The sequence below is a fragment of the Paraburkholderia sp. J69-1 genome, from assembly GCF_905220255.1.
Classification (GTDB): domain Bacteria; phylum Pseudomonadota; class Gammaproteobacteria; order Burkholderiales; family Burkholderiaceae; genus Paraburkholderia.
Map to the genome: position 1 here is coordinate 53,611 of NZ_CAJMZG010000016.1, position 16,547 is coordinate 70,157.

General features: G+C 65.2%; 17 protein-coding genes. 13 read left to right on the plus strand and 4 right to left on the minus strand.

The features are described 5' to 3' along the window. Positions 1–51 precede the first annotated feature (51 nt). From U5A67_RS26380 to U5A67_RS26400, 5 genes are all read left to right on the plus strand, one after another. Positions 52–1,335: an MFS transporter gene (locus tag U5A67_RS26380; RefSeq protein WP_205981661.1), complete on the plus strand. Its 1,284-nt coding sequence runs from the start codon at positions 52–54 to the stop codon at positions 1,333–1,335. A 42-nt stretch (positions 1,336–1,377) separates the two neighbouring features. Continuing rightward, positions 1,378–2,343: a D-glycerate dehydrogenase gene (locus U5A67_RS26385; protein ID WP_321816484.1), complete on the plus strand. Its 966-nt coding sequence runs from the start codon at positions 1,378–1,380 to the stop codon at positions 2,341–2,343. Then, on the plus strand, positions 2,340–3,413 hold the full coding sequence (locus U5A67_RS26390) for a substrate-binding domain-containing protein (RefSeq protein ID WP_321816485.1): 1,074 nt from the start codon (positions 2,340–2,342) through the stop codon (positions 3,411–3,413). Before U5A67_RS26385 ends, U5A67_RS26390 begins: the two co-directional genes overlap by 4 nt. 132 nt (positions 3,414–3,545) lie before the next feature. Then, the gene (locus U5A67_RS26395; RefSeq protein WP_321816486.1) at positions 3,546–4,355 is read left to right on the plus strand and encodes a YhfC family intramembrane metalloprotease; all 810 of its coding nucleotides are present in this window, start codon (positions 3,546–3,548) and stop codon (positions 4,353–4,355) included. A 138-nt stretch (positions 4,356–4,493) separates the two neighbouring features. After that, positions 4,494–4,859, plus strand: coding sequence for a DUF3022 domain-containing protein (locus U5A67_RS26400; RefSeq protein ID WP_321816487.1), 366 nt, complete (start codon positions 4,494–4,496; stop codon positions 4,857–4,859). A 14-nt stretch (positions 4,860–4,873) separates the two neighbouring features. Here the strand turns inward: U5A67_RS26400 and U5A67_RS26405 are convergent, their stop codons facing one another. Both U5A67_RS26405 and U5A67_RS26410 read right to left on the minus strand, forming a co-directional pair. Next, a complete protein-coding gene (locus tag U5A67_RS26405) occupies positions 4,874–5,308 on the minus strand; it encodes a PGDYG domain-containing protein (protein ID WP_205981656.1) in 435 nt (144 codons plus the stop codon). Positions 5,309–5,531: 223 nt separating this feature from the next. After that, positions 5,532–6,086, minus strand: a complete 555-nt coding sequence (locus tag U5A67_RS26410; RefSeq protein WP_205981655.1) for a Spy/CpxP family protein refolding chaperone — start codon at positions 6,084–6,086, stop codon at positions 5,532–5,534. 299 nt (positions 6,087–6,385) lie between these two features. Here U5A67_RS26410 and U5A67_RS26415 point away from each other — a divergent pair, with 299 nt between their 5' ends. Continuing rightward, the gene (locus U5A67_RS26415; protein ID WP_321816488.1) at positions 6,386–6,850 is read left to right on the plus strand and encodes an Lrp/AsnC family transcriptional regulator; all 465 of its coding nucleotides are present in this window, start codon (positions 6,386–6,388) and stop codon (positions 6,848–6,850) included. Positions 6,851–7,053: 203 nt separating this feature from the next. After that, positions 7,054–8,160 (plus strand): saccharopine dehydrogenase family protein, encoded by a 1,107-nt coding sequence (locus U5A67_RS26420; protein WP_321816489.1) that lies wholly within the window; start codon positions 7,054–7,056, stop codon positions 8,158–8,160. A 21-nt stretch (positions 8,161–8,181) separates the two neighbouring features. On the opposite strand, the gene U5A67_RS26425 is transcribed toward U5A67_RS26420, so the two are convergent. Continuing rightward, positions 8,182–8,766 carry an AAA family ATPase gene (locus tag U5A67_RS26425; RefSeq protein ID WP_205981653.1) on the minus strand — a complete coding sequence of 195 codons (585 nt, stop codon included), beginning with the start codon at positions 8,764–8,766 and terminating at the stop codon, positions 8,182–8,184. Next, positions 8,763–8,906 carry a cytochrome bd-I oxidase subunit CydX gene (cydX, locus tag U5A67_RS26430; protein WP_321816490.1) on the minus strand — a complete coding sequence of 48 codons (144 nt, stop codon included), beginning with the start codon at positions 8,904–8,906 and terminating at the stop codon, positions 8,763–8,765. The genes U5A67_RS26425 and cydX overlap by 4 nt, the downstream gene beginning before the upstream one ends. A 257-nt stretch (positions 8,907–9,163) precedes the next feature. Between cydX and U5A67_RS26435 the strand changes: the two genes are divergently transcribed. The 6 genes from U5A67_RS26435 (at position 9,164) to U5A67_RS26460 (ending at position 16,383) form a co-directional block, all read left to right on the plus strand. Next, positions 9,164–9,631, plus strand: a complete 468-nt coding sequence (locus U5A67_RS26435; RefSeq protein ID WP_321816491.1) for a hypothetical protein — start codon at positions 9,164–9,166, stop codon at positions 9,629–9,631. A gap of 239 nt (positions 9,632–9,870) precedes the next feature. Continuing rightward, positions 9,871–10,848: a magnesium/cobalt transporter CorA gene (corA, locus tag U5A67_RS26440; RefSeq protein WP_321816492.1), complete on the plus strand. Its 978-nt coding sequence runs from the start codon at positions 9,871–9,873 to the stop codon at positions 10,846–10,848. 139 nt (positions 10,849–10,987) lie between these two features. Continuing rightward, the gene (locus U5A67_RS26445; protein WP_321816493.1) at positions 10,988–11,953 is read left to right on the plus strand and encodes a sugar ABC transporter substrate-binding protein; all 966 of its coding nucleotides are present in this window, start codon (positions 10,988–10,990) and stop codon (positions 11,951–11,953) included. Positions 11,954–12,365: 412 nt separating this feature from the next. Further along, entirely contained in the window at positions 12,366–14,030 is a 1,665-nt protein-coding gene (locus tag U5A67_RS26450) for a sugar ABC transporter ATP-binding protein (protein WP_321816556.1), read from the plus strand. After that, positions 14,027–15,061 carry an ABC transporter permease gene (locus U5A67_RS26455; RefSeq protein ID WP_205981648.1) on the plus strand — a complete coding sequence of 345 codons (1,035 nt, stop codon included), beginning with the start codon at positions 14,027–14,029 and terminating at the stop codon, positions 15,059–15,061. Before U5A67_RS26450 ends, U5A67_RS26455 begins: the two co-directional genes overlap by 4 nt. A 245-nt stretch (positions 15,062–15,306) precedes the next feature. Then, the gene (locus U5A67_RS26460; RefSeq protein WP_205981647.1) at positions 15,307–16,383 is read left to right on the plus strand and encodes a LacI family DNA-binding transcriptional regulator; all 1,077 of its coding nucleotides are present in this window, start codon (positions 15,307–15,309) and stop codon (positions 16,381–16,383) included. Positions 16,384–16,547: the final 164 nt, after the last annotated feature.

Here is a 16,547-nt window from a genome sequence, read left to right on the forward strand (position 1 = left end):
AGGAACGGTACGGGGCGCTCAAGCCAGCCGTACCGCCGAAAGGAGACACCGATGACCACAACCTCGCTTGCCCCGCGCCGCTGGTGGGCGATCATGCCGATCGTCTTTATCACCTACAGCCTCGCCTACCTCGACCGCGCGAACTACGGTTTCGCTTCGGCGGCGGGCATCAATCGCGATCTCGGCATCAGCCCCGCGCTGTCCTCGCTGATCGGCGCGCTGTTCTTCCTCGGCTATTTTTTCTTCCAGTTGCCCGGCGCCGTCTATGCCGAGCGCCGCAGCGTGCGCACGCTGGTGTTCGTGAGCCTGTTGCTGTGGGGCGGCTGCGCCGCGCTCACCGGCGTCGTCACGAATATTCCTTCGCTGATGGCGATCCGCTTCGTGCTGGGCGTGGTGGAAGCCGCGGTGATGCCGGCGATGCTCATCTACATCAGCAACTGGTTCACCAGATCCGAACGCTCGCGCGCCAATACGTTTCTGATTCTCGGCAATCCGGTGACGGTGCTGTGGATGTCGGTGGTGTCGGGCTATCTCGTGCATGCGTACGGCTGGCGCCACATGTTTATCGCCGAGGGCGTGCCCGCCGTGCTCTGGGCCGTGTGCTGGTGGTTCCTCGTGCGCGACAAACCCGCGCAGGTGAACTGGCTCTCGAACGACGAAAAACGCGCGCTCGACGCCACCATGCGCGCCGAACAAGCCGCCATCAAACCGGTCAAGAATTACGCCGAAGCGTTCCGCTCGCCCGCCGTGATCCTGTTGTGCGCGCAATATTTCTGCTGGAGCATCGGCGTCTATGGTTTCGTGCTGTGGCTGCCGTCGATCGTCAAAAACGGTTCGTCGCTGGGTATGGTCGAAACGGGCTGGCTCTCGGCAATGCCGTATCTCGCTGCTACCATCGCGATGCTCGCCGCCTCGTGGGCCTCGGACAAGCTCAACAAGCGCCGCGCCTTCGTGTGGCCTTTCCTGCTGATCGGTGCGATGGCGTTCGCAGGCTCGTATGCGCTGGGCGCGACGCACTTCTGGATCTCGTACGCGCTGCTGGTGGTCGCCGGCGCGGCGATGTACGCGCCATACGGCCCGTTCTTCGCGATCGTGCCGGAACTGCTGCCGAAGAACGTCTCGGGCGGCGCGATGGCGCTGATCAACAGCATGGGCGCGCTCGGCTCCTTCGTGGGCTCGTACGTGGTCGGCTATCTGAATGGCGCGACCGGCTCGCCTGCGGCATCCTACGCGTTCATGAGCGCGGCGCTGCTGGTTTCGGTGGGCCTCACGCTCGCCGTGAAGCCCCGCCGCGACGATGCCCCTGGCTATGCCGCGCCCGCGCATGGTAAATAACGCATTCGACAACGCACCCGAACGAACGGAAACAGCGGACCTATGAAGCAGAAAATCGTTGCCTACAAGACCTTGCCTGCCGACGTCACCGACTATCTGCGCGAGCATGCCGAAGTCGTGTTCGTCGATGGCAGCGACGCGGCAGCCCTGGGCGCCGCGCTCAAGGACGCCGACGGCGCCATCGGCGCGAGCGTGAAGATCACGCCGTCGATGCTCGACGGCACGCGCATCAAGGCGCTCTCGACCATCTCGGTGGGCTTCGACCAGTTCGACGTGCCCGATCTCACGCAGCGCGGCATCGTGCTCGCGCACACGCCCGACGTGCTCACGGAATCGACCGCCGATACGGTGTTCTCGCTGATTCTCGCGAGCGCGCGCCGCGTGGTCGAACTCGCCGACTGGGTCAAGGCCGGCCAGTGGAAGGCGAGCATCGGCGCGGCGCACTTCGGCGTGGACGTGCAGGGCAAGACGCTCGGCATCGTCGGGCTGGGGCGCATTGGCGGCGCGGTCGCGCGTCGTGCGGCGCTCGGTTTCAACATGAAGGTGCTCTACACGAACCGCAGCCCGAACGAGACGGCCGAGCGCGAATACGGCGCGCGCCGCGTCGAACTCGACGAACTGCTCGCCACGGCGGATTTCGTCTGCCTGCAGGTGCCGCTGACCGACGCCACGCGCCATATGATCGGCGCGGAGCAGTTCGCGAAGATGAAGAAGAGCGCGATCCTCATCAACGCCTCGCGCGGCGCGACCGTCGACGAAAAGGCGCTGATCGCCGCGCTCGAAGCGGGCACGATCCACGGCGCGGGCCTGGACGTATTCGAGCAGGAGCCGATCGATCCGGCTTCGCCGCTGCTGCGCATGCCGAATGTGGTGGCGCTGCCGCACATCGGTTCGGCTACGCACGAGACGCGTCACGCGATGGCGCTCAACGCGGCCGAAAACCTGGTGGCGGCGCTGGCCGGCACGCTGCGCACCAACATCGTCAACCGCGAGGTGCTGGCGCGATGAGCGTGGGTGCAAGCGGCCCGGACGCGCAGGACAGCGCGGCAAGCGCCGGCACGGCACGCCGCGCGACCATCAGCGATGTCGCGCGCGAAGCGGGCACGGGCAAGACCAGCATTTCGCGCTATCTGAACGGCGAGTTGTCGGTGCTGTCGCCCGATCTGCGTGCGCGCATCGAAGCGGCCATCGAACGGCTCGACTATCGGCCCAACCAGATGGCGCGCGGCCTCAAGCGCGGGCGCAACCGGCTGCTTGGCCTGCTGCTCGCCGATCTGGCCAATCCGTATTCGGTCGAAGTGCTGCAGGGCGTGGAAGAGGCCTGCCACGCGCTCGGCTATATGCCGCTGATCTGCCACGCCGCCAACGAAGTCGATATGGAGCGGCGTTATCTGCAACTGCTCACGACGTATCGGGTGGAAGGGGTGATCGTCAACGCGCTGGGCGTGCGCGAATCGATGCTCAAGCCGGTGGGCAGCGGCGGCATTCCGGCGGTGCTGGTCGACCGCACGGTCGACGGGCTCGACGCCGATATGGTCGGTCTCGACAACGCCGCCGCCGTGCGTCAAGGCGTGCAGCATCTGATCGAGCGCGGCTACGACGATCTGGTATTCGTGGTGCAGCCGTTCGAGCACGTGAGTTCGCGCCGCGAGCGCGAAGCGGCGTTTCGCACGGCCACGCAGGACGCCCGCTGCGCGCAGCGCACGCATGTGCTGGATCTGCGCGAAGAGGCCGCGACCGCCGCTTCGCTGGCCGCCCTCGACCAGCATCTCGCCGATGCGGCACGACGCGGCGCCCGCTGCGCGCTATTCGCGGCCAACGCGCCGGTTGCGCTGCAACTCGCGCTCCATCTGAAGGCGACGCTCGGCGCGCAGTGGCAGCAGCAGGCCGCGCTGATCGCCATCGATGATCCCGATTGGGCCGAACTGGCCGGCATCACCACGATCCGGCAGCCGACGCGCGAAATCGGCTATCGCGCCGTCGAGTTCCTGCACGAGCGCATCGAAGGCGCGGCGCCCGCCGCGCGCGCGGCGGCTTTTCCGGGCGAACTGGTCGTGCGGGCGTCGACGCTGGGCTGAAGCGCAAAGGCTGGGCGCGGCCGCCGCTGCGGCGGTCGGCGCTGCGCGATCGGCCCATTTTCTGCGATGATGCGGGCTGCGGCGGGCGACATGAGTGATTATGTGCGCACGCCGGACGTCACAAGGAACCCCATGCACGTAGATCCGCTCACGCTCGTCTGCCTTTCTCTCGCGACGCTGTTCGTCGCTTTGCTGCCGATATCGCTGTACCGCCGCCTGCGCCGGCCCTTTATGTTCGACTGGCGCGACACCATCGCCGGGATTGCCGTGTTCGCGCTGTTCGCCACCGTGGTCGAGCGCGCGCTCAACGGTTTTATCCTGCACGACAACCCCGCGACCGCCGATCTGCTGACCAACCCGATCGCCTTCGTCGTCTACGGCGCGCTCGCCGCCGGCGTGTGCGAGGAAGTGGGGCGCTACATCGCCATGCGCATGCTGGCGCGACGCGGCGGCCGTCTGCCCAACACGCCGCAGGACAGCACGGGACTCGCTTACGGCATTGGCCATGGCGGCGCGGAAGCGTGGTTTGTCGGCGTGCTGGTGCAGTTGCAGTGGATCTTTTTCGCGGTGCTCGCCAATCGCGGCGAGCTCGACGACCATCTGACCAATCTGACGATGGATTCGGTGCTGCGCGTGCATCTGGTGCTCGCCACGCTGTCGCCGCTGCATGCGGGCGTGTTCGCGCTCGAACGCACGGCGGCGTTCGTGTTCCAGATCGCGCTCTCCGTGCTGATGTGGCGCGGCGTGCAGGCCGGGCGCAAGACCATCCTGCCGATCGCCATCGGCGTACATGCGCTGATCGACGTGCCCGCCGCGATGTTCCAGGCGCGCCTCGTGCCGCTGGTGGCCGTGGATGCGCTCTATGTGTCGCTCGCGATCGTCGCGGCCATCGTCCTGTTCAAGACCTGCTCGCCGCGCCGCAGCGAGCCGCGCACGGCCTGATCCGGCCGCATTGCTGGAATCGCTGGCTTTCCTGCCTGTCTTGCCCGCACCGGCTGGCCGCGGCACTGGCGCCGCGGCGGCCGCTCGGGTACGCTTCGGCGCTATCTCGAATCACTTCACACCGGGCATTGCCGAGCGATGGAAGACTATCTGTATGAATGCGCAAGCGCCGATATCGAGCAGCTTGCGCGCGTGATCGCCGATCTGTTCCCCGAACAGACGCGCTTTGCCGAACAGGCGGCCGAAAACGGCTCGCCGCTGCTGGTCGTGCATTGGGTGGCGATGCGCATGGGCGCGGCTGCGCGCCGCATGACGCTGACGGTGGCGATTACGCCCGCAGCGATGGCGCGTTACCGCGCGCTGCCGGCGCGCCTGCGCGGGCGCAGTTTTGCGGTGCTGCGCGCCTACGTGGAAGCGACCATCGGCTCGCTCGAGGAGCAGCACGCGAAGGGCGAGGAAACGCCGCGCGACGTCACGCTCGATCTCGACGAGGAATTTGCCTGAGGGGAGGGCGGCGCTCAGTCGGCCAGCCGGTACACCTTGGCGAAACGCGCGGCCTTGACCACGCCGTAATCGCCGGGGGCGTACTGCATGACCCAGTCGCCGGCCGCGCCGTTCAGGCGGTCGCTGCCCGCTGCGCGCAGGATCGTAAAGGGCTCGTCCATCCGCTTGGCCAGCACGACGCTCGGACGGTTGCGGTAAGCGCCCGGTTGACCGTGCGCGAGCGCGGCATCGGCGGGCAGATATTTCGGATCGAAGCGTTCGCGCGAAACGACCCAGCGCTCGCCGGTCGCGCCGGTGATGATGGCGTCGCCGGGTGCGTAGCGGTTCGGGCCTTCGAGGCTCATCAGCTCGCCCGGGGCGGCCGCGAATTCGACGGCGACGGTTTCGTCCTTGACCACGCGTTGTGCGGCGGGATCGGCGGCGAGGTCGAGTTGGGTCAGTTCGATCATGGTGGTAGCGGCGGACTCGTGCCTGAAAAGCATATCGGTACAAAAACTGCCTGAAATATAGGCTCAAGCGCCAGCGAGCGCAAATACCGCCCGCCGTTCAAACCTGCATCAAAACAGCCACGCAAAAACACGACGGCCGGGCATTCGAGCCCGGCCGTCGCGCGGTCCGCAAGCGTACCTTGAAATCGGGCCGCGCGCGAGCGGCGCCCGATCTCCTGTCGCTTTACTGTGCTGCGCTGGCTGCTTCGGGGGCGCTGGCTGCGGCAGCCGGCGCCTTGGCCTTCGGCTTCAGCTTGTGCTTCGGATGCGCCGCACCCTTCGGGCCGTGATCCGGGTGACGGAAGGTCGTGTCCGCGAGCTTCTTCTGTTCCGGCGAGAAGCTGGTGTACAGCGGCTCGAAGGCCGTCACGAGCTTCTGCATGTCGTCGGCGTGCGCCTGGGTGATCTGGGCGTACTGCTTCATGTCGTCGAGCGCGTTACGCTGCGCTTCGCCTTCCACGCGCTGCTTGTACAGATCGGCCATGGTCTGGCCGTTGCTGCGCATGACATCGGCAAACGTCTTCCATTGCGGCTCTTGATCGGCGGTGATCTTCAGCGACGAGTGCAGGTAAGCAATACGCTCTTCCACGCGCTGCTGATGCTGCGCGGCGCGCACATCGGCGCTCGATGCGGCTGCGGCGACCGGCGTGGACGCGGCTGCCGTTTGTGCGACAGCGCCTTGCGCGAAGGCGGCGCTCATCGTGAGCGTAGCGGCCAGGATGACGAAAGCTTTCTTCATTGTTGCTCCTTGAATCTTCATTTCGTAGCGAGTTTGTAGCTGTCTGGAAGCCACTTTGTAGCGAGTAGGCACAGGACCGCGTGGTACAGCCGTGGTGCGAGCCTCATACACACACGTTGCAGTCGTGTTGCAGGCGTTATTAGTACCACGTTATCGCGACAAAACGGCGCCGATGCGACAACTGCTTACAAACGAAACGCTCGGAAATAAGCTGAAACACCCTGCATCCGGCGTGCATACGCGCGCGATAATGATGCGACCTTTCATGCTTCGATCACGCTACAGGAGCCGTCACCACGATGAGACCGCCGCGCCTCGACCAACTCGACGACCTCGACCGCAGCCTCGTTGCGCTGCTGCAGGAAAACGCGCGGGAAAGCGTGGCGAATCTCGCGCGCCAGCTCGACGTTGCGCGCACCACCGTGCTCGCGCGCATCGCGCGGCTCGAACGTTCGCAGGTGATCGCGGGCTATGGCGTGCGGCTCGGTCAGGACGTGCTCGATGCGAGTCTGCAGGCGTGGGTCGGACTCATCATCGCGCCGCGCCACGGCCCCGATGTGCAGAAGCGGCTGGGCAAGATGCCCGAGGTGCAACTGCTCTGCGCGGTATCCGGCGAATACGATTATGTGGCGTGGCTGCGCGCCGATTCCCCCGAGCGCCTGAACGAACTGCTCGACCAGATCGGCGGCATGCAGGGCGTCGAACGCACCACAACGTCGATCGTGCTCGCGCGCAAGATCGACCGCGGCACGGTGATGGGCTAGGGCGCTTCGCGCGCAGCGTTGATCCCTTGTTAACAGCGTTTTTACGCTTTTTCGTCATTTCGACGAAAGTCATCGTCAAAATGACGAAATCCGACGTCGATACGCATCATTTTGCGCCTATGATCTGATTTTGCACCTCCCTAGACTGTAGTCGAGCGGGCGCGGTATGGCCCCGACCACAGAACACTAAAAGGAGATGCAAGATGAAAGTCGCGATCGCAGGCGCCGGGCTGATCGGCCACACCATTGCACACATGCTGCGTGAAACCGGGGATTACGAAGTGGCCGCGCTCGACCGCGATGCGCATGCGCTCGACGTGCTTTCGGCGCAGGGCATCCCCACCATCCGCGTCGATTCCGCCGATGCCGCCGCGCTGCGTGGCGCGCTCGAAGGCTACGACGTCCTCATCAACGCGCTGCCGTACTACCTCGCGGTGAACGTGGCCTCGGCAGCCAAGGGCGCGGGCGTTCATTATTTCGATCTGACCGAAGACGTGCGCGCGACCCACGCCATCCGCGCACTCGCCGATGGCGCCGATCACGCCTTCATGCCGCAATGCGGTCTCGCACCGGGCTTTATCGGCCTGGCCGCGCATGCGCTCGCGAGCCGCTTCACTGAAATCCGCGAAGTGAAGATGCGCGTGGGCGCGCTGCCGCAGTTCCCGACCAACGCGCTCAAATACAACCTCACCTGGAGCGTGGACGGTCTCATCAACGAATACTGCCAGCCTTGCGAAGCGATCCGCGATGGTCGCACGCAATGGGTGCAGCCGCTCGAAGGCCTCGAACACTTTTCGCTCGATGGCGTGGAGTACGAAGCATTCAATACGTCGGGCGGGCTGGGGACGCTATGCGAAACGTTAGCGGGCCGGGTGGAATCGCTCGATTACAAGTCGGTGCGTTATCCCGGCCATCGCGCGTTGATGCAGTTCCTGCTCGAAGATCTGCGTTTGTCGGGTGATCGCGATGTGCTCAAGTCGATCATGCGCCGCGCCATTCCCGCCACCGAGCAGGACGTCGTGCTGATCTTCATGACGGTCACCGGCATGCGTAACGGCCAGCTGGTGCAGGAAGTGTTCACACGCAAGATCTTCGCGAAGACAGTCTGCGGCGTGCCGATGAGCGCGATCCAGATCACCACGGCGGGCGCGATGTGCGCGGTGCTCGATCTGTTCCGCGAAAAGCGCCTGCCGCAGGCGGGTTTCGTGCGTCAGGAGCAGGTGTCGCTGAGCGATTTCCTGGCGAACCGCTTCGGTCAGGTTTATGAAGGCGCGACGCTCGATGCGTTTGCGCCGGTCGCGGTGACCTGAAGCGCTCCGCTCGCGATCGACTCAGCCAGCCCGCACCAGCCGATCGAGCAAGGCGTCGTAATCGGCTGGGGTGGGCGCGGTCGTATCGAACACGATCAGATCGTCGCGTTGCGCGCCTTCCGGTTCGAAGCGCCGCTGACGATATTCGTCCCAATGCGCGAGTTTCCAGGCGTCGTCGGGATGCGCGCGCGCCACGATGCGCCGGTGCGCCGTCGCTTCATCGGCATGGACCCAGACGGCGGCGAGCGCCACGTCGTCAGTCACGCCCAGCCAGCTTCGATCGAGCAAACGCCGCTCGCGCACTTCGCGCGACAGCGGCCCGACCACCAGCACGCTCACGCCCAGCGCGAGATTTTCGCGCGCAGTATCGAGCACGCCCTGATATTCCGGGTCGCGCAGATGGTGGAGAAAGAGCGGACTGTCGCGGTCGTGCGGATCTTGCCCGAGCGCGGCCAGCGTCGCCGCACTGGTGCGCCCGTAGAGCGTGTCCTTGTCGAGCAGGCAGAAGGGTTCGCCCGTCGCGCGGGCGAGCGGGGCGATCAGACGTTTGGCGAGCGAGGTCTTGCCGGTGCCCGCGTGGCCGCAGAAGAAAACCAGCCGTGTCACGCAGTCCGGTCCGATGCCTCGCCGGGCGGTGCGGCGGCGTCGCCATTGAGCAGCTTGCCGTTGGCGTCCAGCCACATCACGTTGATGATGCCAAAGCCAAGCGCCACGCCGATGCCGAGTATCCACGTGAAGTACCACATAGTCTGCGTCCTCCGGGGATTGACGGGGTGAGCCGATGCGTTCATCGACCGAAATCGCGCGATCGCGCGCCAATTCCCGCAGCATATACCATTGCCGTCAGCGCGCTCGCAACATGTGCCGCCCTACGGTGCGCCGCCCGACGGATCTCCGCCCGACGCAGCGGCCTGGCCCAGTGCGTATATGATGGGCGCTCGCAGGCCGGCAGTAAAAATCGATAAAGCCGATAAACGCCGATAGACACCAGGGGACTACGCCCATGCCATTGCGCGTATGCAGAGAGCGTCACCGTTCGTGGAATACCGCTGCCGCGGCGCTGGCCGCGGCATCCGCGCTGATGCTGACACTGGCGCTCGGCGGCTGCGCCGAAGAAGCCGCGCCCGCCATGCCCTTCAAGCCGGTGCCGCAGGCGCGTATCGACAAACCGGGCTACACCGAGCCGGGCGAAGGCCTCGTTGCCGTGGATGTGCGGCGCGAGCGCACGCGCAACGTCGTCGTCAAATTTCGCGATGCGCCGGTCTATATCGATGGCGATGAAGTCACCGATCTCATGGACGGCGAGCACGTCACCTTTTACCTGAAGCCTGGCGTCCACCGCATCGGCGTGACGACGCAGTTCGATCCGGTGGTCGAGCTGCGCTTCATGGTCGATCCGCGCTACACGAATCGCGCGAGTGTAACGTTCGACAAGGATCATCGGATCGGCATCCGGCGCGTGGCGCAGTGAGTGCTGCCCGCCGCCGCGCATGAACCGATGGCGGTTTGCGCGCCGCAGACTTTCACCTCGCTTTCATCAAACGCCCGCAGACACCCTGGCACCGTGCTTGCTACGCGTTTTGCGGAACTGGCGCCGCGCGCGATGGTCGATGCAACGCTTACACTGGCAAGCGCTTTACCGTATCCCGTAACAATTTGAGGACAGGCGGCGCGGCTCTATGCGTGCGCGCCGCCGGGACGAATCCGAACATGCTTATCAATTGCGCCGCGTATCAGGGCGGCAAGAAACTGGCCGATATCGACGTCGAGACCATCAGCGACTATCTGCAAAAGCCCGAGTGCTTTGTCTGGGTCGCACTCAAGGACCCCGACGCCGGCGAAATGGCCGCGATGAAGGAAGAATTCGGCCTGCACGCGCTCGCCATCGAAGACGTGATGAACGGCAACCAGCGCCCCAAGATCGAGGAATACGGCAACACGTTGTTCGCGGTATTCCACACGATCGAGATCGACGGCGAAGGAGAAATCATCACCGGTCAGGTCAACGTGTTCGCCGGGCCGAACTTCGTGCTCTCGGTGCGCCATCGCGCTGTGCAGGGTTTCCAGGACGTGCGCGCGCGCTGCGAGCGCGAGCCGGATCTGCTCAAGGAAGGCTCGGGCTTCGTGCTCTACGCGCTGATGGACAGCGTGGTCGACCGCTACGCGCCGGTGCTCGAAACGCTCTCCAGCGAGATCGAGGAGCTGGAAGACCGCATCTTCGAGAAACACACGCTCGGGCAGTCGCGCGCCATCATCGAGGATCTGTACTCGCTCAAACGCCGCCTCGTGATCCTTCAGCATCACATCACGCCGCTCGTCGATGCCGTGGGCAAACTGGTGGGCGGGCGCATTCCGCAGGTGTGTCTGGGCATGCAGGCGTACTATCGCGACGTCTACGATCATCTCGTGCGCATCTCCAACATGATCGACGCGCGCCGCGAAATGATCGTCACGGCGATCCAGGTGAATCTCGGCATGATCTCGCTGGCCGAGAACGAGGTGACCAAGCGGCTTGGCTCGTTTGCGGCATTGTTCGCCGTCCCGACCATGATTGCGGGTATCTACGGGATGAACTTCGAACATATCCCTGAGCTACATTTCAAGTACGGTTACGAGGTTTGCCTCGCCGTGATGGCGGCCATCGACGTGGTGCTGTACATCCTGTTCCGCCGCGGCGGCTGGCTTTAAGCGGGTTTGGCTGCATCGCTCGTTGCGGTGCAGCAGCATTGACCCGCGCGCCGCGAACCCACAGAATGGGTCGCCTGCAAACGTTTGCGTATAAACAGAAATACGGCCCAGCCGGGCCAGACAACCGGAGACTACCAGGATGAACTCCCGCATTCGCCGTCGCGTTCTTTGTACTGCTGCTGCACTCGTGACGGTCGCCGTCACGGCCGGTGTGCCGCTTTCCGCACACGCCCAGGCCGCCGGCCACAAGCCGAAAGTTGCACTTGTCATGAAGTCGCTCGCCAACGAGTTCTTCCTCACCATGGAGACCGGCGCGAAGGACTATCAGAAGCACAATTCGGGCGAATTCGATCTCGTCACCAATGGCATCAAGAACGAGACCGATACGGCCGCGCAGATCCAGATCGTCGAGCAGATGATCGTTGCCAAGGCCGACGCCATCGTGCTCGCGCCCGCCGACTCCAAAGCGCTCGTGCCGGTCGTCAAGAAGGCCGTGGATGCGGGCATCATCGTCGTCAATATCGACAACCGGCTTGACCCGGATGTGCTCAAGTCGAAGAACCTGAACGTGCCGTTCGTGGGCCCGGACAACAAGAAGGGCGCGCGTCTGGTCGGCGACTATCTGGCGAAGAAGCTCAAGGCCGGTGACCAGGTCGGTATCGTCGAAGGCGTGTCGACCACCACCAACGCGCAGCAGCGCACCGCCGGCTTCAAGGACGCGATGGACACACTCGGCGCGAAGATCGTCTCGACGCAGTCGGGCGAGTGGGAAATCGACAAGGGCAACGCGGTGGCCTCGGCGATGCTCAACGAATATCCCGACCTGAAGGCGCTGCTGTGCGGCAACGACAACATGGCGATCGGCGCCGTGTCGGCCGTGCGCGCGGCGGGCAAGCAGGGCAAGGTCTACGTCGTGGGCTACGACAATATCGACGCGATCAAGCCGATGCTCAAGGACGGCCGCGTGCTCGCCACCGCCGATCAATATGCGGCAAAGCAGGCCGTGTTCGGTATCGATACGGCGCTCAAGGCGATCAAGGATCACAAGAAGCAGGCCGAGCTGTCGGGCGTGGTCGAAACGCCGGTCGTGCTCGTCACCAAGTAAGGGCGCTTTCGGCCGCTTTCAGCCGCTTTTAGCCCCAAGCCACGCCTCGGGCGGCACAAAATATGCATGCCGAATTTTCCGCGTGCATCGTCCGGGGCGGTTTCCCGTTGCAGTCCGGTCGGCTGGCCGGGCGCGCTAGCGCAAGTGTAATAAACCGCTCAAGAAAAGCTGTGCGCCGCCGTTAATCGTAGCGTGATGGTTACGTGATCGTCGCATGTGCCGACGCGCTACCGGAAGCGTATGCCCGGCGTGCCGCCCAACCGGCGGCCGCCAGCTTGTGGAGAGGGCGGGCCAGCGCGTACCGCGCGCCGGCCGCGCCCTTTGTGTGCGGATCGTACGCGGTGCCCAGGGCAATCGATTCGCCATGGCAGGCAGCGTTCGAGGCAGCGACTACAGGATCGTGATGGAAGCAATGGCCCCCGATGCACAGTCCCCCGCACCCGCCGACGGCGTGGTGCTGACGGTGACTGGCGTCGGCAAGACCTACGAGCAACCCGTGCTCGCCGACGTCAGCCTCGCGCTGCGCGCAGGCGAGGTGCTTGCGCTGACGGGCGAGAACGGCGCGGGCAAGAGCACGCTCTCGAAGATCGTGGGCGGCCTGACTACCTCGAGCGCCGGCAGCATGACGCTGATGGGCGCGGCCTACGCACCGGCCAGCCGCAAGGAAGCCGAAGCGCTCGGCGTGCGCATGGTGATGCAGGAACTCAACCTCCTGCCGACCCTGTCGGTCGCCGAGAACCTGTTCCTCGACCGTCTGCCGCGCGCGAAAGCGTTTGGCTGGGCGGGCTGGATCGATCGCGCGCGCCTGCGCGAGGACGCTCGCGCGGCGATGGCGCAGGTCGGCCTCGAAGCGATCGATCCCGATACGCTGGTGGGCGAACTGGGTATCGGCCATCAGCAACTGGTTGAGATTGCGCGCAATCTGATCGGCACCGAGGGCGCGCCGCTGCGTGTGCTGATCCTCGACGAGCCGACCGCGATGCTCACGGGCCGCGAAGTCGAATTGCTGTTCGAGCAGATCGCACGGCTCAAGGCGCGCGGCGTGGCGCTGGTCTACATCTCGCACCGGCTCGAAGAGCTGGAGCGCATCGCGCAGCGCGTGGCCGTGCTGCGCGACGGCCGGCTGGTGCGCGAGGACGCGATGGCGAACCTCACGCCCGATCGCATCGTCGCGTTGATGGTGGGCCGCGAACTGGGCGAGCGCATCGATCTGGGCGAGCGCAACATCGGCGCGACCTTGTTGAAGGTCGACGGCCTGGCGCGTGCGAATGCCGTGCGCGACGTGTCGTTCGACGTGCGCGCGGGCGAGATTTTTGGCGTCTCGGGCCTGATTGGCGCGGGACGCACGGAGTTGATGCGCCTGATTTACGGCGCCGATGCGAAGGATCGTGGCACGGTCGCGCTCGCGCCCGCGCCGGGCAAGACGCCGGTGCCGGTGCGGATCGAGTCGCCGGTCGATGCGGTGCGCGAAGGTATCGCGCTGATCACCGAGGACCGCAAGGGCGAAGGATTGTTGCTGCCGCAACCAATCGCCGCGAATGTCTCGCTCGGCAATGTGGGCGCGGTGTCGCGCTACGGCGTGGTGGACGCGGCGCGCGAAAACGCTATGGCCGCGAAGCAGATTGATGCAATGCGCATTCGCACGGCGGGACCGGGGCAGGCGGTGGGCGAACTGTCGGGCGGCAACCAGCAGAAAGTGGTGATTGGCCGCTGGCTCGCGCGGCGCGCGTCGAGCGATGTGCGCGTGCTGCTGTTCGACGAACCGACGCGCGGTATCGACGTCGGTGCGAAGTTCGACATCTACGCGCTGATGGGCGCACTGGCGCGCGAAGGCCGTGCACTCGTGGTGGTGTCGAGCGATCTGCGCGAGCTGATGCTGATCTGCGACCGCATCGGCGTGATGTCGGCGGGAAAGATGACGGCTGTGTTCGCGCGCGGCGAGTGGACTCAGGACGCGCTGCTGGGCGCGGCGTTCGCGGGCTATCGCGCCGAAGACGCCATGCTGGCCGATGCCGCCGATCTGCCCGAAGTGGAAACGGATGGCTCTGGAACGGGCCCAGGAGGAAGCGCTTCATGACGAATCAACCGTTGCGCGAACAACCATCGCCGTCGGGTCACGATGGCACGCAGGCGGCGAGCGGCAAGCCTGCGGGCACGCGCTTTGGTTTGTCGAATTATCTGGGGCTGGCGCTCGCGCTGGTCGCGATGATCGTCCTGTTCTCGCTGCTGAGTTCGCACTTTCTGACATACGATACGTTCAGCACGATCGCGAACCAGATTCCCGATCTCGTCGTGATGTCGGTGGGGATGACCTTCGTGCTGATCATCGCGGGCATCGATCTGTCGGTGGGGTCGGTGCTGGCGCTCGGTGCGTCGGTGGTGAGCGTGGCGGCGCTGAAGTGGGGCCTCGGCGCGTTGCCGTCGGCGCTGCTCGGTCTGCTGGCTGCGGCCGCGACCGGCATGCTTACGGGCGCGGTGACGGTGGGCTGGCGCATTCCGTCGTTCATCGTCTCGCTCGGCGTGCTGGAGGCGGCGCGCGGTCTGGCGTACCAGATGACGAACTCGCGCACGGCGTATATCGGCGATGCATTCGATTTCCTCTCGAATCCGATCGCGTTTGGCATCTCGCCCGCGTTTCTGATCGCCGTCGCGGTGATGGTGATCGCGCAACTGGTGCTCACGCGCACGGTGTTCGGCCGCTATCTGATTGGTATCGGTACCAACGAGGAAGCGGTGCGGCTCGCAGGCGTCGATCCGCGGCCATACAAGATTCTGGTGTTCGCGCTGATGGGCGCCTTGTCGGGCCTCGCGGCGCTGTTTCAGGTGTCGCGTCTCGAAGCCGCCGATCCGAACGCGGGCGTCGGCCTCGAACTGCAGGTGATCGCGGCCGTGGTGATCGGCGGGACCAGCCTGATGGGCGGTCGAGGTTCGGTGATCAGCACGTTTTTCGGCGTATTGATCATTTCCGTGTTGGCGGCGGGACTCGCGCAGATCGGCGCGAACGAGCCGACCAAGCGCATCATCACCGGCGCGGTGATCGTGGTGGCGGTGGTGCTCGATACGTATCGCAGTAACCGGCGCAGCAGAAGTCGCAGCGGCGGGAAGTGAGCAACAGGATTCAGCAGTTAGTCACGCAGTCAGTCGTACAGGTAGTCAAAAAAAGCAGAACAAGCGATGCATCAGGTAGCAAGGCAGGCTGCGGACCGGGCAGCCCGCGCATCGCAGCAATAAGAACGTAACGAGGGCGCGCCTGCGTAGCAGACCAGCAAACCAGCGCAGGCGCCGGGAGCAATCGCCGGGAGTACGGCGGCAGCAGTAGAAAACGCGCAGCACAAAGCAGGAGCAACAGAAAAATGGCGACGATCAAAGATGTGGCCGCCGTGGCGGGGGTGTCATTCACGACGGTGTCGCATGTGGTGAACAATTCGCGGCCCGTGTCGGCGGACGTGAGGGCCAAGGTCGAGCAGGCAATCCGCGAGCTCAACTACGTGCCCTCGGCGGTCGCGCGCTCGCTCAAGGCGCGCTCGACGGCGACCATCGGGCTCGTCGTGCCCAACGGCACGAATCCGTATTTCGCGGAACTCGCACGCGGCGTCGAAGACGGCTGCGCGCAGAAGGGCTACTGCGTGTTCTTCTGCAATTCCGATGACGATCCCGTCAAGCAGCGCAACTATCTGCGCGTGCTGCAGGAAAAGCGCATCGACGGCCTGATCGTGGCCTCGGCCGGCGACGACGCCGTGCTGGCCGCGACACTGGGCGACACGCGCGAGCCGATCGTGGTGGTGGACCGCAACATCGAAGGCCTCGACGCCGATCTCGTGCAGATCGACCACGAGCGCGGCGCGTGGCTCGCCACGCGCCATCTGCTCGAACTCGGCCACTCGAATATCGGCTGTATCACCGGCCCGGTCACGACCGCGGTGAGCGCGATGCGCGTGCACGGCTTCCTGCGCGCGATGGCCGAACGCGGTATCGAAATCGCGCCAGGCGCAATCGTCGAAGCGGATTTTTCGGGCGCGGGCGGTTATCGCGCGGCGGCGCAGCTGTTCGACAGCGTGCGGCCCAGCGCGATTTTCGCGGTCAACGACATGATGGGCATCGGCGCACTGCGCGCGGCGGCCGAGCGCGGCCTGCGCGTGCCGGCCGACTGTTCGATCATCGGCTTCGACGATATCGAACTGGGGAATTTCACCTGGCCCGCGCTCTCGACCGTCGGGCAGCCCGCGCGTGCGCTGGGTGAAATGGCGGCGCTCACGCTGATCGAGCGGATCGGCAACAACGATCGCGAGAAGAGCAATAACGCGAAGGTGCTCCGGCGCGTCATGACGCCGCAGTTGCTGGCGCGTGAATCGACCGCGCCGTGGAGCGGCATGCAGGAATCGCAAGCCGAGCCGGAATCCGAACCCGAGCCTGCCTCGCTCGCGGCCTGACACCGCAACATAGCGTTTCGACATCATCCCGTTGCGAATACAACGTGGTGATGTCGATCCAGCGCTACCTCCCTGATTGCGTTCGCAGACCCGATTCGCCGGGCGTCTGCCGCATTGTCAATAATTCGAATGCTGCAGCGGGGCATTTGTAATTGTTGCGCCGT

What these genes read in the sequence shown, in the direction of transcription:
- U5A67_RS26450 (WP_321816556.1), top strand. Translation starts at nt 12,366, where the DNA reads ATGGCCCCCGATGCACAGTCCCCCGCACCCGCCGACGGCGTGGTGCTG.
- U5A67_RS26400 (WP_321816487.1), top strand. Translation starts at nt 4,494, where the DNA reads ATGGAAGACTATCTGTATGAATGCGCAAGCGCCGATATCGAGCAGCTT.
- U5A67_RS26460 (WP_205981647.1), top strand. Translation starts at nt 15,307, where the DNA reads ATGGCGACGATCAAAGATGTGGCCGCCGTGGCGGGGGTGTCATTCACG.
- U5A67_RS26445 (WP_321816493.1), top strand. Translation starts at nt 10,988, where the DNA reads ATGAACTCCCGCATTCGCCGTCGCGTTCTTTGTACTGCTGCTGCACTC.
- cydX (WP_321816490.1), bottom strand. Translation starts at nt 8,906, where the DNA reads ATGTGGTACTTCACGTGGATACTCGGCATCGGCGTGGCGCTTGGCTTT.
- U5A67_RS26405 (WP_205981656.1), bottom strand. Translation starts at nt 5,308, where the DNA reads ATGATCGAACTGACCCAACTCGACCTCGCCGCCGATCCCGCCGCACAA.
- U5A67_RS26435 (WP_321816491.1), top strand. Translation starts at nt 9,164, where the DNA reads ATGCCATTGCGCGTATGCAGAGAGCGTCACCGTTCGTGGAATACCGCT.
- U5A67_RS26415 (WP_321816488.1), top strand. Translation starts at nt 6,386, where the DNA reads ATGAGACCGCCGCGCCTCGACCAACTCGACGACCTCGACCGCAGCCTC.
- U5A67_RS26410 (WP_205981655.1), bottom strand. Translation starts at nt 6,086, where the DNA reads ATGAAGAAAGCTTTCGTCATCCTGGCCGCTACGCTCACGATGAGCGCC.
- U5A67_RS26385 (WP_321816484.1), top strand. Translation starts at nt 1,378, where the DNA reads ATGAAGCAGAAAATCGTTGCCTACAAGACCTTGCCTGCCGACGTCACC.
- U5A67_RS26420 (WP_321816489.1), top strand. Translation starts at nt 7,054, where the DNA reads ATGAAAGTCGCGATCGCAGGCGCCGGGCTGATCGGCCACACCATTGCA.
- U5A67_RS26455 (WP_205981648.1), top strand. Translation starts at nt 14,027, where the DNA reads ATGACGAATCAACCGTTGCGCGAACAACCATCGCCGTCGGGTCACGAT.
- U5A67_RS26395 (WP_321816486.1), top strand. Translation starts at nt 3,546, where the DNA reads ATGCACGTAGATCCGCTCACGCTCGTCTGCCTTTCTCTCGCGACGCTG.
- corA (WP_321816492.1), top strand. Translation starts at nt 9,871, where the DNA reads ATGCTTATCAATTGCGCCGCGTATCAGGGCGGCAAGAAACTGGCCGAT.
- U5A67_RS26390 (WP_321816485.1), top strand. Translation starts at nt 2,340, where the DNA reads ATGAGCGTGGGTGCAAGCGGCCCGGACGCGCAGGACAGCGCGGCAAGC.
- U5A67_RS26380 (WP_205981661.1), top strand. Translation starts at nt 52, where the DNA reads ATGACCACAACCTCGCTTGCCCCGCGCCGCTGGTGGGCGATCATGCCG.